The 22,641-nt window shown below is 71.6% G+C and carries 18 protein-coding genes; 8 read left to right on the top strand and 10 right to left on the bottom strand.

Annotation, left to right across the window (positions count from 1 at the left end):
• Window positions 1-127: 127 nt before the first annotated feature.
• The 5 genes from ACWC91_RS00745 to ACWC91_RS00725 form a co-directional block, all read right to left on the bottom strand.
• On the bottom strand, window positions 128-307 hold the full coding sequence (locus ACWC91_RS00745; RefSeq protein ID WP_003992906.1) for a DUF6104 family protein: 180 nt from the start codon (window positions 305-307) through the stop codon (window positions 128-130).
• Window positions 308-393: 86 nt separating this feature from the next.
• Window positions 394-4,221: a multifunctional oxoglutarate decarboxylase/oxoglutarate dehydrogenase thiamine pyrophosphate-binding subunit/dihydrolipoyllysine-residue succinyltransferase subunit gene (locus ACWC91_RS00740; protein WP_450640542.1), complete on the bottom strand. Its 3,828-nt coding sequence runs from the start codon at window positions 4,219-4,221 to the stop codon at window positions 394-396.
• 282 nt (window positions 4,222-4,503) lie between these two features.
• Window positions 4,504-5,610 carry a HAMP domain-containing sensor histidine kinase gene (locus tag ACWC91_RS00735; RefSeq protein ID WP_141358458.1) on the bottom strand — a complete coding sequence of 369 codons (1,107 nt, stop codon included), beginning with the start codon at window positions 5,608-5,610 and terminating at the stop codon, window positions 4,504-4,506.
• Window positions 5,607-6,344: a response regulator transcription factor gene (locus tag ACWC91_RS00730; RefSeq protein WP_225075534.1), complete on the bottom strand. Its 738-nt coding sequence runs from the start codon at window positions 6,342-6,344 to the stop codon at window positions 5,607-5,609. Before ACWC91_RS00730 ends, ACWC91_RS00735 begins: the two co-directional genes overlap by 4 nt.
• A gap of 122 nt (window positions 6,345-6,466) precedes the next feature.
• Window positions 6,467-7,144, bottom strand: coding sequence for a spermine/spermidine synthase domain-containing protein (locus tag ACWC91_RS00725; RefSeq protein ID WP_225075535.1), 678 nt, complete (start codon window positions 7,142-7,144; stop codon window positions 6,467-6,469).
• Window positions 7,145-7,401: 257 nt separating this feature from the next.
• Here ACWC91_RS00725 and ACWC91_RS00720 point away from each other — a divergent pair, with 257 nt between their 5' ends.
• Window positions 7,402-8,298 (top strand): rhomboid-like protein, encoded by an 897-nt coding sequence (locus ACWC91_RS00720; RefSeq protein ID WP_376505532.1) that lies wholly within the window; start codon window positions 7,402-7,404, stop codon window positions 8,296-8,298.
• A 207-nt stretch (window positions 8,299-8,505) separates the two neighbouring features.
• A complete protein-coding gene (gene lon / locus ACWC91_RS00715) occupies window positions 8,506-10,938 on the top strand; it encodes an endopeptidase La (protein WP_281156886.1) in 2,433 nt (810 codons plus the stop codon).
• A 421-nt stretch (window positions 10,939-11,359) separates the two neighbouring features.
• Here lon and ACWC91_RS00710 read toward each other — a convergent pair whose 3' ends face one another.
• On the bottom strand, window positions 11,360-12,178 hold the full coding sequence (locus ACWC91_RS00710) for a lysozyme (protein WP_225075538.1): 819 nt from the start codon (window positions 12,176-12,178) through the stop codon (window positions 11,360-11,362).
• Window positions 12,179-12,475: 297 nt separating this feature from the next.
• Between ACWC91_RS00710 and ACWC91_RS00705 the strand changes: the two genes are divergently transcribed.
• Window positions 12,476-12,964 (top strand): MarR family winged helix-turn-helix transcriptional regulator, encoded by a 489-nt coding sequence (locus ACWC91_RS00705; RefSeq protein WP_450640809.1) that lies wholly within the window; start codon window positions 12,476-12,478, stop codon window positions 12,962-12,964.
• A gap of 20 nt (window positions 12,965-12,984) precedes the next feature.
• On the opposite strand, the gene ACWC91_RS00700 is transcribed toward ACWC91_RS00705, so the two are convergent.
• Entirely contained in the window at window positions 12,985-13,773 is a 789-nt protein-coding gene (locus tag ACWC91_RS00700) for a protein phosphatase 2C domain-containing protein (RefSeq protein ID WP_225075540.1), read from the bottom strand.
• A 459-nt stretch (window positions 13,774-14,232) separates the two neighbouring features.
• Here ACWC91_RS00700 and ACWC91_RS00695 point away from each other — a divergent pair, with 459 nt between their 5' ends.
• Genes ACWC91_RS00695 through ACWC91_RS00675 form a run of 5 tightly spaced genes read left to right on the top strand, consistent with a single transcriptional unit; the run spans window position 14,233 to window position 19,902 of the window.
• Entirely contained in the window at window positions 14,233-17,049 is a 2,817-nt protein-coding gene (locus ACWC91_RS00695) for a sensor histidine kinase (RefSeq protein WP_376505529.1), read from the top strand.
• Window positions 17,046-17,552 carry a roadblock/LC7 domain-containing protein gene (locus tag ACWC91_RS00690; RefSeq protein ID WP_225075542.1) on the top strand — a complete coding sequence of 169 codons (507 nt, stop codon included), beginning with the start codon at window positions 17,046-17,048 and terminating at the stop codon, window positions 17,550-17,552. Before ACWC91_RS00695 ends, ACWC91_RS00690 begins: the two co-directional genes overlap by 4 nt.
• Window positions 17,549-17,962 carry a DUF742 domain-containing protein gene (locus ACWC91_RS00685; protein ID WP_225075543.1) on the top strand — a complete coding sequence of 138 codons (414 nt, stop codon included), beginning with the start codon at window positions 17,549-17,551 and terminating at the stop codon, window positions 17,960-17,962. The genes ACWC91_RS00690 and ACWC91_RS00685 overlap by 4 nt, the downstream gene beginning before the upstream one ends.
• A complete protein-coding gene (locus ACWC91_RS00680) occupies window positions 17,943-18,581 on the top strand; it encodes a GTP-binding protein (protein WP_225075544.1) in 639 nt (212 codons plus the stop codon). Before ACWC91_RS00685 ends, ACWC91_RS00680 begins: the two co-directional genes overlap by 20 nt.
• A 58-nt stretch (window positions 18,582-18,639) precedes the next feature.
• Window positions 18,640-19,902 (top strand): styrene monooxygenase/indole monooxygenase family protein, encoded by a 1,263-nt coding sequence (locus tag ACWC91_RS00675; RefSeq protein WP_225075545.1) that lies wholly within the window; start codon window positions 18,640-18,642, stop codon window positions 19,900-19,902.
• A gap of 193 nt (window positions 19,903-20,095) precedes the next feature.
• Here ACWC91_RS00675 and ACWC91_RS00670 read toward each other — a convergent pair whose 3' ends face one another.
• The 3 genes from ACWC91_RS00670 to ACWC91_RS00660 form a co-directional block, all read right to left on the bottom strand.
• Entirely contained in the window at window positions 20,096-21,214 is a 1,119-nt protein-coding gene (locus ACWC91_RS00670) for a C40 family peptidase (protein ID WP_225075546.1), read from the bottom strand.
• Between the two features lie 103 nt (window positions 21,215-21,317).
• Window positions 21,318-21,638, bottom strand: coding sequence for a hypothetical protein (locus tag ACWC91_RS00665; protein ID WP_450640806.1), 321 nt, complete (start codon window positions 21,636-21,638; stop codon window positions 21,318-21,320).
• A complete protein-coding gene (locus tag ACWC91_RS00660; RefSeq protein WP_225075548.1) occupies window positions 21,631-22,290 on the bottom strand; it encodes a TetR/AcrR family transcriptional regulator in 660 nt (219 codons plus the stop codon). Before ACWC91_RS00660 ends, ACWC91_RS00665 begins: the two co-directional genes overlap by 8 nt.
• Between the last annotated feature and the right edge of the window lie 351 nt (window positions 22,291-22,641).

Raw genomic sequence — 22,641 nt, 5'->3', positions numbered from 1 at the left:
CCTGCATCCACGATATATCGCGTCCGCGTGAAGTCAAGACACTCGTTCCGGTGAGGCAAGGGCAGGCCCCCGAAATGCGAACAGGGCGCCCCCAAGGGAGCGCCCCGCACCGAACGGACGTCGGTCTCTACTCGTCGTCCTCGTCGTCCAGCCGGGCCAGCCAGGTCGCCAGCCGCTCCACCGGCACCTCGAAGTCCGGATTCAGGTCGACGAAGGTCCGCAGCTGCTCGGCCAGCCACTCGAAGGTGACCTCCTCCTCGCCCCGCCGCTTCTCCAGCTCTTCGATGCCACGGTCTGTGAAGTACATGTGGTCAAGGATAGGTGCGCCGAAACGACCGGGCCGCACCCCCGTTCAGGGGGTGCGGCCCGGTCAGGTACGACGCGCGGGGGCGGTTACGCCTCGAACACCTCGCGCACCAGCTGCTCCTGCTCCGCCTGGTGCCGCTTCGCGGAACCGACGGCCGGAGAGGAGCTGTGCGGACGGGAGATGCGGCGCAGGCGCTCGCCGGCCGGGATGTCCGCGCCGACCGCCAGGTCCAGGTGGTCGATGAGGTTCAGGGCGATGAACGGCCACGCGCCCTGGTTCGCCGGCTCCTCCTGGGCCCACAGGTACTTCTCCGCGTTCGGGTACTTGGCGATCTCCGCCTGGAGCTCGGCACCCGGCAGCGGGTACAGCCGCTCGAGGCGGATGATCGCCGTCTCGGCAGCCGCGGGGTCCGTCGCGCCGCGCTTGCGGCGCTCGGCGTCCAGGTCGTAGTAGACCTTGCCCGCGGTGAAGACGACCTTCTTCACCGCCGCCGGGTCCACCGACTCGTCACCGATGACCGGACGGAACTGACCCGTGGTGAACTCCTCCGCCTTCGACGCCGCGGCCTTCAGGCGCAGCATCGACTTCGGGGTGAAGACGACCAGCGGCTTGTGGTGCGGGTTGTGCACCTGCCACCGCAGGAGATGGAAGTAGCTCGAGGGCAGGGTCGGCATCGCGACCGTCATGTTGTTCTGCGCGCACAGCTGGAGGAACCGCTCCGGGCGGGCGGAGGAGTGGTCCGGGCCCTGGCCCTCGTAGCCGTGCGGCAGGAGCAGGGTGACGCCGGAGGTCTGGCCCCACTTCTGCTCGGCGGAGGAGATGAACTCGTCCACCACGGTCTGGGCGCCGTTGGTGAAGTCGCCGAACTGGGCCTCCCACATCACCAGCGCGTCCGGGCGGGCCAGCGAGTAGCCGTACTCGAAGCCCATCGCCGCGTACTCGGACAGCAGGGAGTCGTAGACGTTGTACCGCGCCTGGTCCTCGGACAGGTACAGCAGCGGGGTGAAGTCCTCGCCCGTCTCACGGTCGATGATCACCGCGTGCCGCTGGCCGAAGGTGCCGCGGCGGGAGTCCTGGCCGGACAGCCGGACCGGGACGCCCTCCAGGAGCAGCGAGCCGATGGCGAGGGTCTCGCCCATGCCCCAGTCGATCGTGCCGTCCTCGACCATCGCCGCCCGGCGCTGGAGCTGCGGCAGCAGCCGCGGGTGGACGGTGATGTGGTCGGGGATGTTGACCTGGGACTCGGCGATGCGCTTGACGACCTCGGCTGAGACGGCCGTGGACACCGCGACCGGGAAGCCGTCCTGCGGCGCCTGGACGTCCCCGGAGGCCGGCTGGGAGGTGGCCTCGCGGACCTCGGTGAAGACCTTCTCCAGCTGGCCCTGGTAGTCCTGGAGCGCCTGCTCGGCCTCTTCCAGGGTGATGTCGCCCCGGCCGATCAGCGACTCGGTGTAGAGCTTGCGCACCGAGCGCTTCTTGTCGATCAGGTCGTACATCAGCGGCTGGGTGAAGGCCGGGTTGTCCGACTCGTTGTGACCGCGGCGGCGGTAGCAGATGAGGTCGATCACCACGTCCTTGTTGAACGCCTGGCGGAACTCGAAGGCCAGCCGCGCCACGCGGACCACGGCCTCCGGGTCGTCGCCGTTCACGTGGAAGATCGGGGCCTCGATCATCCTCGCCACGTCCGTCGCGTACATGGAGGAACGCGAGGACTCCGGGGCGGCCGTGAAGCCGACCTGGTTGTTGATGACGATGTGGACCGTGCCGCCGGTGCGGTAGCCGCGCAGCTGCGACATGTTCAGGGTCTCGGCCACCACGCCCTGGCCCGCGAAGGCCGCGTCGCCGTGGATGGCCACCGGCAGGACCGTGAAGTCCGTGCCGCCCTTGTTGATGATGTCCTGCTTGGCGCGGGAGACGCCCTCCAGGACCGGGTCCACCGCCTCCAGGTGGGAGGGGTTGGCCACCAGCGAGACGTTGATCTGCTCGCCGTCCAGGCCGGTGAAGGTGCCCTCGGCGCCCAGGTGGTACTTCACGTCGCCGGAGCCGTGCATCGACTTCGGGTCGAGGTTGCCCTCGAACTCGCGGAAGATCTGCGCGTACGACTTGCCGACGATGTTGGCCAGGACGTTGAGGCGGCCGCGGTGGGCCATGCCGATGACGACCTCGTCCAGGCGGGACTCGGCCGCCGAGTCGATGACCGCGTCCAGCAGCGGGATGACGGACTCGCCGCCCTCCAGGGAGAACCGCTTCTGGCCGACGTACTTCGTCTGCAGGAAGGTCTCGAAGGCCTCGGCCGCGTTCAGCCGGCGCAGGATGCGCAGCTGCTCCTCGCGCTCCGGCTTGGAGTGCGGGCGCTCCACGCGGTCCTGGATCCACTTGCGCTGCCTGGGGTCCTGGATGTGCATGAACTCGATGCCGACCGTGCGGCAGTACGAGTCGCGCAGGACGCCGAGGATGTCGCGCAGCTTCATCAGCGTCTTGCCGGCGAAGCCGCCGACCGCGAAGTCGCGCTCCAGGTCCCACAGGGTGAGCCCGTGCTCGGTGATGTCCAGGTCGGGGTGCTTGCGCTGCTGGTACTCCAGCGGGTCGGTGTCGGCCATGACGTGGCCGCGGACCCGGTAGGAGTGGATCAGCTCGAAGACGCGGGCGGCCTTCGTGACGTCGTCGTCGTGCGAGGCGTCGATGTCCTTGAGCCAGCGGACCGGCTCGTAGGGGATGCGCAGCGACTTGAAGATGTCGTCGTAGAAGTCGCGCTCGCCGAGCAGCAGGTTGGCGACGGCGCGCAGGAACTCGCCGGAGGCGGCGCCCTGGATCACCCGGTGGTCGTAGGTCGACGTGAGCGTCATGACCTTGGAGATGCCGAGCTTGTTCAGGGTGTCCTGGGAGGTGCCCTGGAACTCCGCCGGGTAGTCCATGGAGCCGACGCCCATGATCACCGACTGGCCGGGCATCAGGCGCGGCACGGAGTGGACCGTGCCGAGACCGCCGGGGTTGGTGAGGGAGACGGTGACGCCGGTGAAGTCGTCCATCGTCAGCTTGTTGTCGCGGGCGCGACGGACGATGTCCTCGTAGGCCTGCCAGAACTCGAAGAAGTTCAGCGTCTCGGCCTTCTTGATGGCGGCCACGACGAGCTGGCGGTCGCCGTTGGGCTTGACCAGGTCGATGGCCAGGCCGAGGTTGACGTGGTCCGGCTTGACCAGGGTGGGCTTGCCGTCCTTCTCGGCGAAGGACCAGTTCATCGACGGCATCTGCTTGATGGCCTGGACCATCGCGTAGCCGATGATGTGCGTGAAGGAGATCTTCCCGCCGCGGGCCCGCTTGAGGTGGTTGTTGATGACGATGCGGTTGTCGAACAGCAGCTTCACCGGGACGGCGCGCACGGACGTGGCCGTGGGCAGTTCCAGCGAGGCGTTCATGTTCTTCGCGACCGCGGCGGAGGGACCACGCAGCGTGACGAACTCCGGACCCGCGGGCGCCTCTGCGGCGGGCTCGGCCTTGGCGGCGGGCTTCGCCGGCGCCGGGGCCTGGGCCGCGGGCTTCGCGGGAGCCGGAGCGGCTGCCGCGGGCCGCGGCGCGGCCGGGGCCTGCGCGGGAGCGGCGGGCGCGGCGGCGGCCTGGGCAGCGGGCCGGGCCGGGGCGGCCGGAGCGGCGGCGGGCGCCGCCTGAGCCGTGGTGGTGGTCTCCGCGGCCCCCGCGGCCGCGGTACCCGCCGGGGCCTGCGGGGCGGCAGCCCCCGGCCTGTAGTCGGCGAAGAAGTCCCACCAGGCGCGGTCTACGGAGTTCGGGTCCTGGAGGTACTGCTGATAGATCTCGTCGACGAGCCACTCGTTGGCACCGAACGCGGCCGCGGGGTTCTTCCCGGCTTGGTCGGTGTCGGTCGAGATGCTCGAGTTACTGGGGGACTGTGGCGACACGGCGGCAACCGCCCTCTTCCGCTTCACAAGAATGATGGACAGCGGGAATAAAGGCTACGCCCCCGAGAGGGGGAAGGTCAGGCCGGGCCACTCCTTCGTCATGTAAGTCACATCAAAACCCGGGTTTCGGGGGTTGAAATGGCGGGAAACAAGCGTAGTTCCGCTGCGCCAGGGAAGGGGGGACCCGGGCCTGACCCTTATGGGATGCAGGCCCCGTCCTGATCACACGTGTCCGCCTGCGCGGATGCTCGTGGATCTTGGGGTTCGTGATCGAACTTTACGTCAACTTGGCAAAGAGGGCAGGCCCGGAAGAGTGACGAGGATCCGGCAGCCCCGCTCGGATTCGGCCACCCCGATCCGGCCGCCGTGCAGATCCACCGCCCAGCGGGCGATCGCCAGGCCGAGTCCGGTGCCGCCGTCGCTGCCCGGGCCGTGCGGCCGGTTCACCGCGCCCCGGTTGAAACGCTCGAAGACGCGGTGCCACTCCGAGCGCGGGATGCCGGGCCCCTCGTCCAGGACCTCCAGCTCCAGCGACTGCGGCTGCGGGCCGCGCCGCGCCTTCACCGTCACGCGCCCGTGCGGCGGGCTGTGCTTGACCGCGTTGTCGATCAGGTTGGCGACCACCTGGTGGATGCGCTCGGGGTCGGCGTGCGCGGTCAGATCGGGCGGGAAGACGTCCAGGTGCAGATGGACGTCCGTACGGGAGTGGCTGCCGGAGTCGGAGGCGATGCCCGCGCGGGCCGAGGCGACCATGTTGGCCTCCTTCAGCACGCCCGACAGGTAGGGCCACACCTCGAAGCGGCGCAGTTTCAGCGGCACCACGCCGTTGTCCAGGCGGGACAGGTCCAGCAGCGTCTCCACCAGCCGGCCGAGCCGCTCGGTCTGCTTCAGCGCCGTGCGCATGGTCTCGGGATCGGCCTCGGTGACCCCGTCGACGATGTTCTCCAGCACCGCGCGCAGGCCCGCGATGGGCGTGCGCAGCTCGTGCGAGACGTTCGCCACCAGCTCCTTGCGCTGGCGGTCCTGGGCCGCCAGCTCGTCGGCCATGCGGTTGATCGTCTGGGCCAGGTCGCCCAGCTCGTCCCGGCGGCTCTCGCGCACCCGGCGCGTGTAGTCGCCGTGCGAGATCGAGCGGGCCACCGTGTTCATCTCGTCCAGCGGCGCGGTCAGCGAGTGCGCCACGAACTGCGTGATGAGCAGCGTGGCGATCATCGAGAAGACCGTGATGAAGCGCAGCTCGGTCGCCGTGCGCACCGCGATCATCAGCAGACCGGTGGTGATCAGCACCGATATGACGACCAGCGCGCCGAGCTTGGTCTTGATCGAGAACGGGCGAACGCCACCCCAGGGCTCGCCCTGGTCCCTCCGTGCGGCCGGCCCGTCGCTCACGGTGTCGGTGTCTCCAGCGCGTAGCCCACGCCGTGCACTGTGCGGATCCGCTCGGCGCCGATCTTCCGGCGCAGTGCCTTGATGTGGCTGTCCACGGTCCGGGTGCCGGAGGCGTCCGCCCAGTCCCACACCTCGGCCAGCAGCTGCTCGCGCGAGAGCACCGCGCGCGGGGTGTTCGCCAGGCAGACCAGGAGGTCGAACTCCGTCGGCGTGAGGTGGACGTCCTCGCCGCGCACGCGCACCCGGCGCTGGGCGTGGTCGATCTCCAGTTCGCCCAGGCGCAGGATGCCGCTGCGCGGGGTCGCCGCGGCCAGCGCGGCCCGCTCCATGCGGCGCAGCAGCACATGCACGCGTGCGGCCAGCTCCCGCATCGAGAACGGCTTGGTCATGTAGTCGTCGGCGCCGACCCCGAGGCCGACCAGCATGTCGGTCTCGTCGTCGCGCGCCGTGAGCATCAGCACCGGCACCGGGCGCTGGGCCTGCACGCGGCGGCAGACCTCCAGGCCGTCGAAGCCAGGCAGCATGATGTCGAGGATCAGCAGGTCCGGCTGCCAGGCCTCGGCGGTGTCCACGGCGGCCGGGCCGTCGCCCGCGGTCTGCACGAGGAATCCCTCGGCGCGCAGACGGGTGGCGATGGCATCCATGATGGTCTGGTCGTCCTCGACCACCAGGACCCGGCGCTGGGCGCCCGGGGTGGCCGTCGTGCCGTTGTGCGCGGTGTGTGTCTGCTCCATCGCCCGCCCCTGAGTGTGCTTTCCGGAATCCGTGGGGTGATTCCTTGACTGCGCGTAGTTGCGATTGACGCTTGAATGATCGGCGCCAAGGGAGCAGCGTACGGGGACTCCCCACGCCTTTGCTATCCAGGTCGGACCGCGAGGTGCACGACGTCCGGAACGCCCCGGGCAACGGGGACCTCTTCGGTGCGCACCTGTCGGAATCCGACATTCCGCAAGGTTCCTTCAAATTCCGCAGATGGCTTCGCGGACCATACGGCGAGTACCCCGCCCGGCTCCAACACCCTTGCGCAGCTTGCCAGTCCGGCCTGTCCGTACAGCTCCTGGTTGTCGTCGGTGACCGTCCAGTCGGGGCCGTTGTCGATGTCCAGGCACAGCGCGTCGAACGTGTCGGATGTCTCATTGACGTAGGCGATCATGTCGCCCTCGACGACCTCGGTGCGCGGGTCGGCCAGCGCGCCGGCGGTCAGCTCGGCGAGGGGGCCGCCTCGGTGCCAGTCGATGATCGCGCGTTCGCGTTCGACAACGGTGATCCGGCCCCAGTGCGGGTCCGCCGCGGCGTGCGCGAGTGAGAAGCCGACGCCGAGGCCGCCGATCAGCACGCTCGGTGCCCGCCGCTCCGGCAGCGCGGCGAGCGCCGCGTCGACCAGGAGGCGCTCGGAGCGCCCGTCGGAGGTGTCCATCAGGAAGCAGCCGTTGGCAATGATCTGCAGCAGCGCCCCGTGCCGGCGCAGCACGACCTCGCCGTGGGGGCCCTCGCGGCGGTCCAGCACCTCGGGGGCGTCGTACGAGCCGGTCATGGGGTCATCCTGCCCCAACGGACCCGTACGGCCACATGAATTAGGGGTGACACCCGTGTGCGAGCGTGCCGCGCTCGTCGGCGGAGGGCCAGGGTCGCTGGGATCGCTGGGATCGCTGGGATCGTTGGGGTAGCCGGGGTAGCTGGGGTGGCCGGGAACCTAATAGGTTGCTGAGAATTGTCGCGTGGGTGGCGCCAGTCATGGACAGGGGCGCCAGGGATGCGAAGTGTGGGGCGCGACGGAAGGAGTGCCGCACCGTGGAACGGACCGCGACGGCCGGCCCCTCGGGCCCGCCGGCACCTTCGGGCGGGCCCCTGCCTCCGGACGCCGTCGTGGACGACGGTGCGGACAGAGGCGCGGACGCGGTCGTGGCCGGCGTTCCGGTGGAGGTGCCGCGGGCGCCGGCCGGGATGCCGCAGCAGCGGGCGCGCGGCACTGTCCCGGAAGGCGTGCGCGCGGAACCGGCCCGCCCGGCGCGGTCTGCCGCGGGACTCCGGGGGCTGCGCGGTCCGCGCCCCTGGCGGCTGCTGCCCACGCCCGTGGGCACCCCCTTCACCTTCGGGTACGCGGCCCTGCTCGCCGTCACCTCGCTCGTCGCCCGGTACGCCGATCCCGCGGTGGTGGACGCCCTGCGCCAGAGCTCCAGCACGGATGTCGCCCACCTGGTGCGGGCGCCCCTGCTGGTGCTGCCGGCCAGTGCGCTGTGGATCGCGGGCGGCGTCGTGTCGGCGTACTCCCTGTGCTTCCTGCTGGTGCTCACCGCGCTGGAACGCCGGATAGGCGGTCTGCGCACCGCCGGTGTGTTCCTGTTCGGGCACGTGCTGGCCACCCTCGCCACCGAGGTCCCCATCGGGCTCGCGGTGCTCACGGGCCGTCTGCCGGACAGTGCGGCGCACCGCCTCGACTACGGCATCAGCTTCGGTGTCGCGGCCAGTCTCGGCGCCCTGGCCGGCCTGCTCACGCCCTGGCTGCGCTGGCCCCTGCTCACCGTGTTCGTGGGCATGCTGGTTCAGGACCTGGCCACGTTCGACGATCCGATGACGAGCTGCGGCCATCTGATCGCGGTGGGGCTCGGTGTGGCGACGTGGCCGGTGATGCGGCGCTGGCGGCGGGTGCGCCTCGCGGAGACGGGTGCCGCGCCGGGGACGGGCTGAGCCTCTTCTGGCTCCCTGCCCCTCTCCTCTCTCCCCTTCCTCTCCCCTCTCTCCTCCTCTTTTCTTTCTCCCTTCTTTCTCCCTTCTTTCTCCCTGTGTGCTGGTTGTGGATGCCCGATCGCTCAGAGCGAACAGATGCCGGGGAACAATCGACCGGCGTCGTGCATTGAGTCGGCATAGCTCAACTTGACTGCCGAAGGGGAGATCATGGCTGCTGAGTCCACTGCCTTCACACCGCTCACCCTGCCCGTGTTGCCACTCGATGACGAGGTCGTGCTGCCCGGAATGGTGGTTCCGCTGGACCTGAGCGACGCCGAGGTACGGGCCGCGGTGGAGGCCGCGCAGGCCGCCGCGCGGGACGAGCCCGGCAAGCCCAGGGTGCTGCTGGTCCCGAGGGTCGAGGGGACGTACGCCAGAACCGGTGTGCTGGGCACGGTCGAGCAGGTGGGCCGGCTGGCCGACGGTGACCCGGGCGCGCTCATCCGCGGTCGCGGACGTGTGCGGATCGGTGCCGGGACCACCGGTCCCGGCGCGGCGCTGTGGGTCGAAGGGACCCGGATCGAGGAGAACCTGCCCGAACCTCTGCCCGGCCAGGTCGCCGAGCTGGTGAAGGAGTACAAGGCGCTCGCCACGGCCTGGCTGCGCAAGCGCGGCGCCTGGCAGGTGGTCGACCGCGTGCAGGCCATCGACGACGTCTCCGCGCTCGCCGACAACTCCGGCTACTCGCCCTTCCTGACCACCGAGCAGAAGGTCGAGCTGCTGGAGACCGCCGACCCGGTGGCCCGGCTCAAGCTCGCCACCCAGCAGTTGCGCGACCACCTCGCCGAGCAGGACGTGGCGGAGTCCATCGCCAAGGACGTCCAGGAGGGCGTCGACAAGCAGCAGCGCGAGTTCCTGCTGCGGCGCCAGCTGGAGGCCGTCCGCAAGGAACTGCGCGAGCTGAACGGCGAGAGCGACGGCGAGGAGTCCGACGACTACCGCGCCCGCGTCGAGGCCGCCGACCTGCCCGAGAAGGTCCGGGAAGCCGCGCTCAAGGAGGTCGACAAGCTGGAGCGCGCCTCCGACGCCTCCCCCGAGGGCTCCTGGATCCGCACCTGGCTCGACACGATCCTCGACATGCCGTGGAACGAGCGAACCGATGACAGCGCTTCCGCCTACGACATCCAGGGTGCCAAGGCGGTCCTGGACGCCGAGCACGCGGGCCTGGAGGACGTGAAGGAGCGGATCACCGAGTACCTGGCGGTGCGCAAGAGGCGCGGCGACCGGGGCCTGGGCGTGATTGGCGGGCGGCGCGGTGGTGCCGTGCTCGCGCTCGTCGGGCCGCCCGGTGTGGGAAAGACCAGCCTCGGCGAGTCCGTCGCCCACGCGATGGGACGGAAGTTCGTGCGCGTCGCCCTGGGCGGCGTCCGCGACGAGGCCGAGATCCGCGGCCACCGGCGTACGTACGTCGGCGCGCTGCCCGGGCGGATCGTGCGTGCCGTCAAGGAGGCCGGGTCGATGAACCCGGTGATCCTGCTGGACGAGATCGACAAGGTGGGCTCCGACTTCCGCGGCGACCCGGCCGCGGCCCTGCTCGAAGTCCTGGACCCGGCGCAGAACCACACCTTCCGGGACCACTACCTGGAGGTGGAGCTGGACCTGTCCGACGTCGTCTTCCTGGCCACGGCCAACGTCCTGGAGGCGATCCCGGAGGCGCTGGCCGACCGGATGGAGATCGTGCGCCTGGACGGCTACACCGAGGACGAGAAGGTCGTCATCGCGCGCGACCACCTGCTTCCGCGCCAGCTGGAGCGGGCCGGCCTGCGCCGGGACGAGGTGACGATCGAGGAGGGCGCGCTGCGCAGGCTCGCCGGCGAGTACACGCGCGAGGCGGGCGTGCGCACCCTGGAGCGGTCCATCGCACGGCTGCTGCGCAAGATCGCGGCGCAGCACGAACTGGGGGAGCGGGACCTGCCGTTCACCGTCACCGACGGTGAACTGCGGGGGCTGATCGGCCGCCCGCACCACGTTCCGGAGTCCGCCCAGGACCCGGCCGAGCGGCGTACGTCCGTGCCGGGCGTGGCGACGGGCCTCGCGGTCACCGGGGCCGGCGGCGACGTCCTCTTCGTCGAGGCGTCCCTGGCGGACCCGGAGACGGGCGCGGCCGGACTGACCCTGACCGGTCAGCTGGGCGACGTGATGAAGGAGTCCGCGCAGATCGCGCTGAGCTTCCTGCGCAGCCACGGCGCCGAGCTGGAGCTGCCCGTGGGCGACCTGAAGGACCGGGGTGTGCACATCCACTTCCCGGCGGGCGCGGTGCCGAAGGACGGTCCGAGCGCGGGCATCACGATGACGACCGCGCTCGCCTCGCTCCTGTCCGGCCGCCTGGTCCGCACGGACGTGGCGATGACCGGCGAGGTCTCGCTGACCGGGCGTGTCCTGCCCATCGGCGGCGTCAAGCAGAAGCTGCTCGCCGCCCATCGCGCGGGTGTGACGACGGTGGTCATCCCCAAGCGGAACGAGCCCGATCTGGACGACGTCCCGGCGGAGGTGCTGGACAAGCTCGACGTCCACGCCGTCACCGACGTCCGCCAGGTCCTGGAACTGGCCCTCACTCCCGCGACGAACGGTGCGTCAACGGAGATCCCGGCCGCCGCGTAGTGCCGCCGTGCGGTGAGCGGTTCACTGGGGCGTGGGTTTCGGCCGGGTCCTTCCCGGCCGAACCCCACGCCCGGTGCGTGAGTACGGCCCACCTTGGCCCGCCGGCCGCCCTCGCCCGCCGGCAGGCCACCACGACCGGCCGCGAGACCCGGCCGCCGAGCGCGGCGAGCCTGCGGCCGTGTGGCCGTGCCCGGGCTTTCCCGGCTGTACGGCCACGGCGGGTTCTCCGGCTGAACCGTCACGCCCCGGTACTCCCGCAGTCCCCCCCGGGGGGCTCCGGTCGAGCCCACAAGCCCCGGGGCGGCGGGGGATTCGTGTGTCCCGGGGCGCTCCTGGTGCGGGCCGCCGCGTTTGCGCCGGGAGCGCCCCGAGCCCCGGTCGGGGGCGACCCCCTGCCCGCGATCGGGGAGTTGGCGGAGGGCTAGCCGTTGGCGAGTGCCTGTACGCGGTCGAGCGCGCCGTTGAACTTGTCGTGGTCGCCGACCGTCGGGCCGGACGACGTGTACTGCCACATGGTGTAGTAGCCCCAGCCGGCCGGCAGGGTGCCCGGGTCGGAGGCGTAACGGGCGATCCACAGCGGGTTGTTGGCGGCGAAGCCGCCGTAGTTGCCGGTGCACTCGGTCCACCAGCTGGTGGCCGTGTAGATCACGGCGTCCCGGCCCGTGCGGGCCTTGTAGGTGTTCAGGAAGTCGGCGATCCAGCCGACCATGGCGCTCGCCGTCTTGCCGTAGCAGGAGGCCCCGTACGGGTTCCACTCGATGTCCAGGACGCCCGGCAGGGTCTTGCCGTCGCGGGACCAGCCGCCGCCGTGGTCGACGAAGTAGTTGGCCTGGACGGCGCCGCTGGTGGTGTCCGGGGTCGCGAAGTGGTACCCGCCGCGGATCATGCCGACGTTGTACGAGCCGTTGTACTGCTGGGCGAAGTAGGGATTCGTGTAGTACGTCCCCTCGCTGGCCTTCGTGTACGCCCACTTGACGCCGCTGTTCCACAGCGTGGACCAGGCGACGTTGCCCTGGTAGCTGGCCACGTCGACGCCCTCGGTCTGGGTGGCGTCCCCGCCGGCCGGCGTTCCGCCCTGGCCGTCGTGCGGCACGACGCCCATGCCCATGTAGGCGGAGCCGCGCGCGGGCACGGTGGCGGCGGCGGAGGGGAGGGTGAGGAGCAGGGAGAACGCGGCGAGCAGGATTCCCGCGGCGCTGAGCCGCCGTACGCGGGCCGTTCCGGATCTGTGCACGGACATGACGTGCCTCCGAAGCTCGGTGGTGCTCGGTGGGGGGATACGGGCATGTCCCGGTCACGGGTATGTCCCGGTCGCGCTGACGAGCAGGGCCACGCCGGCCCGCGACCACGGGCGACAGCAGTGACGTGAGCATGCCGGTAATTGCCTGGCAAAGAAGCTACGCACGTAGACCGGCGCCTGGGAAGGGGGCCCGGAGTCTGCCGATGGTCTACGCCTGCGAAATACTGGCGGAGCTGCGGTGATGGTGCCGACTGGCGGAAACTTTCAGGACCGGGAAACCTTCAGGCAGGGGCTGACGTGCACGAAGACGCAAACGCCGGACGTGAGGTCGCGTCCGGCCGCGCACCGAGCGGCGCGGACCGGGAGTTCCTGTCCCTCGAACGGGAACTGACGGTGCTGCTGCGGCGCGCACGGGCCAACCAGGGCGAGATGGCCCGCGAGGTCCACCCCCACCTGGAGCCCGCCGCCTACGGACTGCTGGTCCGCCTGGACGAGTGCGGCCGCCAGCGCGCCACGGAGCTGGCCGGCTACATCGGCGTCGGCAAGGCGACCATGTCACGTCAGCTGCACGCCCTGGAGGAACTCGGCCTGGTCGCCCGGGAACCGGACCCCGCCGACGGCCGGGCCTGGCTGGTGGCCCTCACCGACGACGGCCGCCGCCGGGTCGGCCAGGTGCGCGAGGCCCGCCGCGCCCGCTACGTCAGCCAGCTCGCCCACTGGGACCGCCGTGAGGTGGCCGAACTGGCCCGGCTGCTCCACGAGTTGAACGAAGTCACGGAGAAGTAGCCGGCCCACGGCCCCGGCGCTCACGGTTCCACGAACACCACCGTCGCGTCGTCGTGCGTCTTGCTGCGGCGCAGATACGTCCGCTCCTCCTTGTCGGCCGCCTCCAGGGCCCGCACCCGGCCCACGAGCGAGCCCGCCCCCTCCTCGCGCACGAGACCGAGGCACCGTGCCCAGTCGCCCGCGTGGAACTTCTCCACCCACCGCGCCGCGCCGTCCGTCAGCGCGGCCAGCGCGCGGACCTCGGCGCGCGGCACGCCGCCCGTCACGGCGCGGGCGGCCACCGAGGGATCCGCCGCCGCGGTGAAGAAGCCGCCCTCCTTGTTGCGCACGACGGCGTCGATGAGCGCGTCCGTGGCGAGCGAGGCCCGGGGCAGCCGGGCCAGCCGGTCGTCCAGGACCGGGGTGACCGGGCCGTCGGGGGACTCCAGCAGCAGGACCGAGTCGGACAGCACCAGGTACTCGACCGTCTCCGCCGACCAGCGGGCCAGGACGACGGTCGCCTGAGGTGTACGCGGGTGAGAAAGGTCACAGGTGGGAGCGTGTGACTCGGCGGTACGGAGGATCGCCCGCGAAAGAATCTCCGGCAGCGTCAGATCTCGGCAGGAAACCGTCAGTTCGGTCAGTGCGCCGCCCAGCCGCGCGGTGAACCAGGAGACCGAATGCGAACACCCCGTGCCGGTCCGCGGTGGTGTCACCCCGTCCAGGACGACAAGGCAACCACCCTGTCCAGACGCGGGTAGTCCGATACTCGCGAAGTCCTCGTTGGGGCAGTCGGGACGGCCGGGCTCCGAAACAACCTCAGTGCGCATCCGGCCAGTCTGCACGAGCCCTTCACAAGCCCTGCGAAAGGGTGGCAACCGTCCGGGAATCGACGCGGCGACGCAGGTCAGCCGCCTGTTTTGGGCGCAATTGGATCACTCCGGCAAGACGTGGCGGCGAATACTGCCAAAGCCCGCCGCAGACGTCCAACCGGCCCACCGCACCGTGCCCGTGCACGCGCCGGAGGAACTTGCCCGCCAACTCCCCTCCGGGGTTCACTCCTTCGGGTGGCCGGTCGGACGATGCAGGACCACCGCCCACCGGCACTGGGAGGGTCGGGAACCGATGCAGGTCCCCCCTGCTCGAGCGGAGTCGAGAGCGTGGGGAGGGTGTGCGCACCTGTCCGCGCCAGCTGACGGGGCACCACCCGGGCCCATGAGTACACGAGTACAGGAATGCGAGCACCGGTGCAGAAGAAGCGGCCTCGGCGCGCAGGCAAGCAGACGGCCATGGCAGGAGACCCGGCGCAGACGCCCGGCACGCCCCCCGTCACCCCCGTCGGCAAGGGCCGTCCCACGCATGTGCGCAACCGTCTGATCGCCGCCGTCGCCGTCGTGGCCGCCGCGGTGGCGGGCGCGGGCGCGCCCTCCCTGATAGCCGCCTCCGGGCAGGTGAGCGACACCCAGAACCTGGTGACGCTCGCCGGGCAGACCCAGGACGCGCTCACCCTCGCCCACTCGCTGGCCGACGAGCGCGACGAGGTCACCTCCTACGTCGCCGCCGGCCGCCCCGGGTCCAAGGCGCCCTCCGAGCAGCGCAGCACCCGCGTGGACCGCCAGGTCGACGAGCTGCGCGCCGACCAGGACATGCCGGCCTGGCTGCGCAAGGACCTCGACGGCATCGCCGCCGTACGCCGCTCCGCGCTCACCGGGCAGAGCACTGCCCTCCAGGTCCACCAGGCGTACTCCACCGCCATCACCGACCTGCACAAGCTGGCCGAACAACTGGCCGAGCGGATGCCCACCCGGGCCGCCTCCGGCGCCCACGCGCTCGCCGAGCTCGACACCGCCGTCCAGCAGGCCGCCGCGGCCCGCGGGCTGCTGCTCGCGGCGCTGAACGTGCCGTACACCACGCAGACCGTCTACAGCCCCGTCACCGGCCTGCCCACGCAGGCCAACACCTCCTCGGAGGCCGAGACCAAGCAGCGCGACGCTCTGAGCGCCGCCGCCCAGCAGGCCCGGCTGCGCTCCGACGCCGCCCTCGCCGGCTTCCGCGACAACGCGCCGCAGGCGGCCCGCACGTCGTACGACTCCACGGTGAGCGGGGCCGAGGTCGACAGCGCGGAGAAGTACCTCGCCTCGCTCACCCAGCAGCCGACGCTCTCCGACAGCGACCTGGACACCAGCGTCAAGAAGGCCGACGCCGCGCTCAGCGCCCGCCTCGACCTGATGCGCGGCGCGGAGTCCTCCCTGTACGACCGCCGTACCAAGGACCTGGCGCAGCTCCGTGACGACGACGTCACCGCGCTGGAGATCCGCATCGCCCTGCTCGGCGCCCTGCTGCTGGTCACCATCGGCATCGCCACCGGGCTCGCCCGCACCCTGACCCGGCCGCTCGCGGTGCTGCGCCTGGGCTCGGCCCGGCTGGCCGGCGCGCAGGACCCGGTCACCGAGGAACCCGTCAAGTTCACCGGTCGCAACGACGAGTTCGCACAGGTCGTCCGCTCCGTCAACACCCTGCACGCGCAGGCCGTCGCGCTCGCCGAGCGGATCGCCACCCTGGAGACCGACCGCAAGCACCTGGTCGGCCAGCGCCAGAAGATGGCCGACGCCCGTGAGGAGCTGCGTGCCGAACTCGCCGACTCCGCCGCCCAGCTGGAGCGGCTGCGCAGCGGCATAGGCGGCAGCTTCGTCAATCTGGCGCTGCGCACGCTCGGCCTGGTGGAACGGCAACTCACCGTCATCGAGGGCCTGGAGGACCGCGAGCAGGACCCGGACCGGCTGTCCACCCTCTTCAAGCTCGACCACTTCGCCACGGTCATGCGCCGGCACAGCGAGAACCTCCTCGTGCTGGCCGGCTCCGAGCACGTCCAGCAGCACGCCGGACCGGTCCCGCTGGTCGACGTCGTGCGCGCCGCGGTCAGCGAGATCGAGCGCTACGAGCGCGTCCGCATCGCCGCGCTGCCGCCGCACACGCACGTGGCGGGCTTCGCGGCGGACGACCTGTCCCACCTGCTGGCCGAACTCATGGAGAACGCCACCTCGTTCTCCCCGCCCGACCAGCCCGTAGAGGTCTCCGGCTGGCTCCTGGAGAACGGCGAGGTCATGCTCTCCGTCCAGGACGAGGGCATCGGCGTGCCCGAGGAGCGGCTGACCCGGCTCAACGCCCGTCTCACCGAGTTCGACCCGAAGTCCGCCTATGACAAGGAGGGCGACCAGGGTCTGGGGCTCGGCCTGTACGTCGTGGCCCGCCTCGCCCACCGGCACGGTGTGCGTGTGCAGCTGCGCGAGCAGAAGCAGGGCGGCATCGCGGCCGTCGTGGTCGTCCCCAAGTCCGTGCTGGCGACCGCGCCCGCCTCCGCCGTCGCGGACTCCGCCCCGGCCCCCGGAGAGGCCCCCGCGGTCTCCCTGCCCGGCGCCGACGCCGAGGCCAACTCCAACGTCCTGCCCGCCCGTGCCGAGGGCGCCGACCCCCTGGTCGCGCTGGCCGAGAAGGCCGTGCGCGAGGCGGAGGCGGCGAACGAGGAACCGGCCGGCGGGGACGCGGCGCACGAGGAGCCGGCGAACGAGGGACCGGCCACCGGGGAACCGGCGGACGAGGGCCCGGCGGACGCGGAACCGGCATCGCTGTCCGAGACGACGATGGAACTCCTGCTCCCGTCGCCCGCGGGGGAGCCCGATCCCGCGCGCCCGCACCCCGTGACCACCGACGTCGAGCAGGCCCCGCAGGAGCCGTCCGCACCCGACCGGGAAGCCCTCACGGGCACCGCGGCCGCGAGCGAACCGGCCGAAGGCGGCGCCGAGGCCGCCCGCACCACACTGCCCCCGCAGCAGAACACCCCCGCCGTCGGCGAAGCCGAGGCGGAACACCACCGGACCCCCGATGCGTCGGAGGACGAGGTCACCGCCAAGGGCCTGCCCAAGCGGACCCCGAAGATATCCGCCCCCGCCCCGGCCCCGCGCCAGCGCAGCGCTTCCGTGGACGCCGAGGCACTCCGTCGCCGCCTGGGTGGCTTCCACCGGGGAGCACGGGAGGGGTACCGCGAGGCGGAGGCGGAGATCGCCGACCAGAACACGGGGGGCACAGTCGAGGAGGCAAGCAGTTGACCGCGCCCAGTACCTTCGGACTGAGCAGTGAGGCCCGCAACCTGCACTGGCTGCTGACCAACCTCGTCGAGGAGGTCCCCGGCATCGAATCCGTGGCCGTGGTCTCCTCCGACGGGCTCCTGCTCCTCTCCTCGGACCCCGGCCGCAACGACGAGGCCCGCCAGGCCCGCGAGACGCGCACCGGTCCACGCGGCTCCGCCGCCGACCTCGCCACCATCGTCTCCGGCATCGGCAGCCTCACCCTCGGCGCCGCCAAGCTGATGGACTCCGGCGGCGTGAAGCACACGATGGTCGCGATGGACGAGGGCAGCCTGTTCGTCATGTCGATCAGCGACGGGTCGCTGCTCGGCGTGCACGGCTCCGCGGAGTGCGACATGAGCGTCGTGGCCTACCACATGGCGCTCTTCGTCGGCCGCGCCGGACACGTCCTGACGCCGGAACTCCGCAGTGAGCTGCGCAAGTCCCTGGAAACCGACGGGAGTACCCAAGGAGCGGCCCGATGAGTGGTACGTCCAAACGGCAGCTCCCCGTTCGCGGCGGCGACCGCAAGGCCTCCCGCGTACGCCCCTATTCGCTCACCGGCGGCCGTACCCGCTTCGGTCACGTCCTCCTGGTGGAGACGTTCGTGGCCGCGCTGGAGGCCCCGGAGGAGCGCAAGGAGCTGACCAACGGCTCGCTCGCCAACCAGGGCATGCCCGAGGTGCGGGCCATCGTCGAACTGTGCCGCCGGATGCGGACGGTGGCGGAGATCGCCGCGCTGCTGAAGATGCCGCTCGGCGTGGTCCGCGTGCTCCTGAGCGACCTCGCGGACCAGGGAAAGATCCGTGTGTACGGAACCGGAACCGGTCATGGCACGGGCCGGCCGGACCGCGCGCTGCTGGAAAGGGTGCTGAGTGGACTCCGCCGTCTCTGACGCCGCCGTGGGCGTCCCCCCGCTCGTCGAGGCCGACGAGGCCCCGCAGGCCTGGCAGACGGACCGTACCCGTGCCCCGGTCGCCACGAAGATCGTGGTGGCCGGCGGCTTCGGCGTCGGCAAGACCACGCTGGTCACCGCCGTCTCGGAGATCACGCCGCTGCAGACCGAGGCGCTGATGACCGAGGCGAGCGAGGAGACCGACGACCTCACCGAAACGCCGGACAAGGTGACGACCACCGTCGCCATGGACTACGGCCGGATCACGCTCGACGACGACCTCGTGCTCTACGTGTTCGGCACGCCGGGCCAGCAGCGGTTCTGGTTCATGTGGGACGACCTGGTGCGCGGCGCGATCGGTGCCGTGGTCCTGGCCGACACCCGCCGTCTGAAGGACTGCTTCCCGGCGCTCGACTACTTCGAGAGCTGCGGGCTGCCGTACGTCGTCGCCGTCAACCACTTCGAGGGCAGCGAGCAGTTCGACCCGGAGGACGTGCGCGAGGCGCTCACGATACCCCCACACATACCTGTCATGATCATGGACGCGCGGCGCCGGATCTCGGCCATCGAGACCCTGCTGGCCCTCGTGGCCCACGCACTCGAGGAGACCCCGGAGTAGCACCCGCTCCCCGAGCAGTCCAGCGAGCAGTCCCGAAGTCGTAGGAGGCAGCACCCGTATGCGGAAGATACTCGTCGTGGGGGCCGGGCAGTCCGGTCTCCAGCTGGCCCTCGGACTCCAGTCCCACGGGTACGAGGTCACCCTGATGTCGAACCGGACCTCGGACGAGATCCGCACCGGCCGGGTCATGTCGACTCAGTGCATGTTCCATACGGCCCTCCAGCACGAGCGCGACCTGAAGCTGAACTTCTGGGAGTCCCAGGCTCCGAACATCGAGGGCCTCGGCGTCTCGGTGGCCGCCCCCGGCTCCTTCGACCCCGGTCCCTCGCAGCGCGCGATCGACTGGGTGGGCAGGCTCGACGGGTACGCGCAGTCGGTCGACCAGCGGGTGAAGATGGCCGGCTGGATGGAGACGTTCGCCCAGCGCGGCGGCCAGCTCGTCATCCACGGCGCCGCGGTCGGCGACCTGGACTACTTCTCCCGCACGTACGACCTCGTCCTCGTCTCGGCGGGCAAGGGCGAGCTGGTGAAGATGTTCGAGCGGGACGCCTCCCGCTCCCCGTACAGCGAGCCGCAGCGCGCGCTGGCGGTGGCGTACGTGCACGGCCTGGCACCGCGTCCGGAGCACCCGGAGTTCGACGCGGTCCGCTGCAACCTGGTGCCCGGCGTCGGCGAGATGTTCATCATGCCGACCCACACCCTCTCCGGCCGTGCCGACATCCTCTTCTGGGAGGGCATACCCGGCGGCCCGCTCGACGCCTTCCGCGGCGTCAAGGACCCGTCCGAGCACCTCGCCCTGACGCTGGACCTGATGAAGACGTTCCTGCCCTGGGAGCACGCCCGGACCGCCGGCGTCGAACTCACGGACGCTGGCGGCACGCTCGCCGGCCGGTACGCCCCGACCGTGCGCCAGCCGATCGGCCGGCTGCCCGGCGGCGGCCTGGTCCTCGGTGTCGCGGACGTCGTCGTCGCCAACGACCCGATCACCGGCCAGGGCTCCAACTCGGCCTCCAAGTGCGCCGCCGCTTACCTGGCCGCCATCGTCGAGCACGGCGACAAGCCGTTCGACGAGGAGTGGATGCGGCAGACGTTCGACCGCTACTGGGCCACCGCCCGGCACGTCACCAAGTGGACCAACGCCATGCTGGCCCCGCCGCCGGAGCACGTCCTGAACGTCCTCGGGGCGGCGGGCCAACTCCAGCCGGTCGCCGACCGCTTCGTGAACTGCTTCGACGACCCGTCCGACCTGGAGAACTTCTTCTTCGACCCGGACAAGGCCCAGGCCTACCTCGCCGAGGTCGCCGAGGCGTCCGCCGTCTAGTGCTGCGACCGGAGAGGTTCACCGGCTCGCGGCGCCCGGCACGGTACCTCGCCGCGTTGTCGCATCACCCGAGTACATCCAGTACGCGGGCGATGCTCCGCCTTGCGATGCTCCCCCACGGCCTGAACGGCGTGGGAGGTACCCCCAGCACCGGACGCCGCGAGCTTCCCGGCAAACCTCACCGGTCACAGCACTAGAGACTCGCGTCCGGCCCGGCCAGGGCGCCCTCGGGGAGGCTCGGCGGTGTGTACCACCGCAGGGGCTCCCCGCCCGGATCGGGCCGTACGGCGCCCAGCACCGGGTTGGCCGCGACCGGTGACACCTTCACCCTGGCTCCGGGCCGCGGGGCCTGCACCACCATCCCGTCGCCGAGGTAGAGGGCGACATGCGTGGCTTGCGGGAAGTAGACGACCAGGTCACCGGGCCTGAGAGCGCCGAGCGGGATGTGCTTCAGCCGCGCCCACTGCTCCTGACTGGTGCGCGGGATGGGCGTCCCGGCGTGCTCCCAGGCCTGTGAGGTCAGCCCCGAGCAGTCGTACGCCCGCGGGCCCTCGGCGCCCCACTGGTACGGCTTGCCGAGCTGGCGCACGGCGTAGCGCACGGCCTCGTCGCCCTCCTGCGACGGCGTGCGGGCACCACTGAGCACCCCGGAGGCCAGGAATGAGCTCTGCGCCGCGTTGATCCCATTCGTCTCCCTCCGGGCGAGCGCCGTCACCTGCTCGGCGCTGAGCGAGGCCAGCAGCTTCTCCACGTCGCGCAGCCGTCCCTGGACGTCGTCCCGCGCCTGCTGCTGCTGCCGGGCGAGCACCAGCCGGGTGTCGACCGCCTTGCGGGCCTCGCGGGCGAGGTCGGTGGCCTTCTTCTCGTTGCCGGTGAGCCGGTCGACCGTCTCGGCCTGCTCCCGCGCCAGTTGCGCGATCAACTCCCCCTCCGCCAGGGCGTGCTGCGGGTCGGGCGCCAGGAGCAGCCGCAGGTACGGGGAGAGTCCGGTGCTGCCGCCCTGGTACTGCTGAAGGGCCAGCCGTGCCGCCTTCGCGCGGCTGTCGCTCAGGGCGCGCCGGGCGGCGCCGAGGTCGGCGTCGATGCGGTCGGCCTCGGTGCGCTGCCGCTTCAGCTGCTCGGCGGTGGAGTTGTAGGTCTCGGTGGCCTGTTCGGCCTGCCGGTACAGCTTGTGAAGGTCCGTCAGCAGCTGGGCGACGGACCGCTGCCCGGGTTGCTGCGGCCCCGGCGCGGCCACGGCGGCCACCGGTGCGAAGGCGGCCTGTGCCGCCACCGCCGCCGTACACACCAGACGCGGCACCCTTCCTGACACGTCATCACCTCCCGTGCGGGGCGGTGTTTCCGCTCCGCACCGTGAGGATTCGACGTATGAACGGACTTTCTGTGCCGATGGTGCGCCGTACGGCGCAACGAGGTCACTCGTCGGTGGCGTCCGGCTTGCCGCCGGCCCGGCTCTCCGTCTTGGACCACGGCCATTTCAGCCGGCCGCCGCTCCTGCCCTCGGGGTCGAACTCGTACTTCCAGCCCCTGGGCAGTCCCAGGCGCTTGCTGTGCCCGCGCGGCACCCGCCGGTAGACGAGCACGGTCGGCGGGCCGCCCGCGGCGTCCGGCACCGGGATGCGGTAGGTCTTCGGCGGGTTCCCGGTGGGTCCCACCAGCACGGACAGCACCCGCCCGTCCATGGGGCCGCCCTCGAAGGGGGTGTCTTCGCTCTTCACGGCACCAGTGTCAGCCATCCGCCGAGGCCAGGGCGCGCCCCACCAGCTCGGCGGTCTGCGCGTCCCGGCCGGCGGTCACGGTGAGCACGGCCGCGAACTGCTCGACCAGCCAGTCCCGCAGTTCCTCGGCGGGCGGCTGCTTGTCCTCGTCCAGCCAGATCAGGGAGGCGGCCTCCACGGCCGTGATCCACATCCGCACGGTCATGCGCAGCCGGGGGCCGGGGTCCGTGACCTCCAGATGGCTCAGGATCCGCTCGGCGGCGGCCCGGCGCACGCCGTCCACGATGGCCGTCGTGCGGGAGGTCTCCACCACGCTGCCGCCCTGGAGCAGGGCGGTGAACCCGGCGTCGTGCTGGTCGACGAAGGCCAGGTACCGGTCCAGGGCGCGGGCGAGGCGGGGCAGCAGTGGGCCCTGCTGCGGCTCGTCGAAGCAGTGCCTCAGCTCGTCGGCGGCGGACCGCAGGGCGGCCTCGTACAGCTGCTGCTTGCCGCCCGGGAAGTACCGGTACACCAGCGGACGCGACACCCCGGCCGCCTCCGCCACGTCGTCCAGCGACACCTCCTCGGGCGCCCGGTGCGCGAAGAGGGACAGAGCCGCGTCGAGCAACTGGGCCCGCCGCTCCTCGACACTGAGGCGACGGTACGCGGGACTGGACGCGGCAGGGCTCATGACCAGCAGCGTAATCGGCCTCCGCGGCCCACGGGCCTACGCCCACGCCCCCAGCCCGCCTGAACGGCCACGCCCACTCCGGCCCGGCCCTGCTGCCGCCGGAGCGGGCACGCCGGAGCGGGCACGCCGGAGCGGACGCGACGGAATGGGCGCGCCGGATCGGGCGCGACGGAATGGGCGTGGCGGATCGGGCGTGACCGGGGACGCGAACGGGGACGGCGGACTGGGCGCGCGAGCGGAGGGGGGTGACCGGGGACGGGAGCCGGGACGGCGGACCGGCGCGGCGCAGCGGGGGTACGGGGCCCCGGAGCCGCCGCGGTGCCGCGCACCGCCGTGCCGCGTCGCTTCCGA

The organism is Streptomyces sp. NPDC001204 (genome assembly GCF_053598035.1).
Note: the sequence above shows the minus strand (reverse complement) of the source record. Positions and strands in the feature narration are given on the sequence as shown.

Bases quoted from the DNA above. Each gene is read 5' to 3' on its own strand.
- ACWC91_RS00730 (WP_225075534.1), bottom strand. From the start codon at position 6,344: ATGGAGCAGACACACACCGCGCACAACGGCACGACGGCCACCCCGGGC.
- ACWC91_RS00660 (WP_225075548.1), bottom strand. From the start codon at position 22,290: ATGAGCCCTGCCGCGTCCAGTCCCGCGTACCGTCGCCTCAGTGTCGAG.
- ACWC91_RS00710 (WP_225075538.1), bottom strand. From the start codon at position 12,178: ATGTCCGTGCACAGATCCGGAACGGCCCGCGTACGGCGGCTCAGCGCC.
- ACWC91_RS00695 (WP_376505529.1), top strand. From the start codon at position 14,233: ATGGCAGGAGACCCGGCGCAGACGCCCGGCACGCCCCCCGTCACCCCC.
- ACWC91_RS00725 (WP_225075535.1), bottom strand. From the start codon at position 7,144: ATGACCGGCTCGTACGACGCCCCCGAGGTGCTGGACCGCCGCGAGGGC.
- ACWC91_RS00745 (WP_003992906.1), bottom strand. From the start codon at position 307: ATGTACTTCACAGACCGTGGCATCGAAGAGCTGGAGAAGCGGCGGGGC.
- ACWC91_RS00665 (WP_450640806.1), bottom strand. From the start codon at position 21,638: ATGGCTGACACTGGTGCCGTGAAGAGCGAAGACACCCCCTTCGAGGGC.
- ACWC91_RS00685 (WP_225075543.1), top strand. From the start codon at position 17,549: ATGAGTGGTACGTCCAAACGGCAGCTCCCCGTTCGCGGCGGCGACCGC.
- ACWC91_RS00675 (WP_225075545.1), top strand. From the start codon at position 18,640: ATGCGGAAGATACTCGTCGTGGGGGCCGGGCAGTCCGGTCTCCAGCTG.
- ACWC91_RS00700 (WP_225075540.1), bottom strand. From the start codon at position 13,773: ATGCGCACTGAGGTTGTTTCGGAGCCCGGCCGTCCCGACTGCCCCAAC.
- lon (WP_281156886.1), top strand. From the start codon at position 8,506: ATGGCTGCTGAGTCCACTGCCTTCACACCGCTCACCCTGCCCGTGTTG.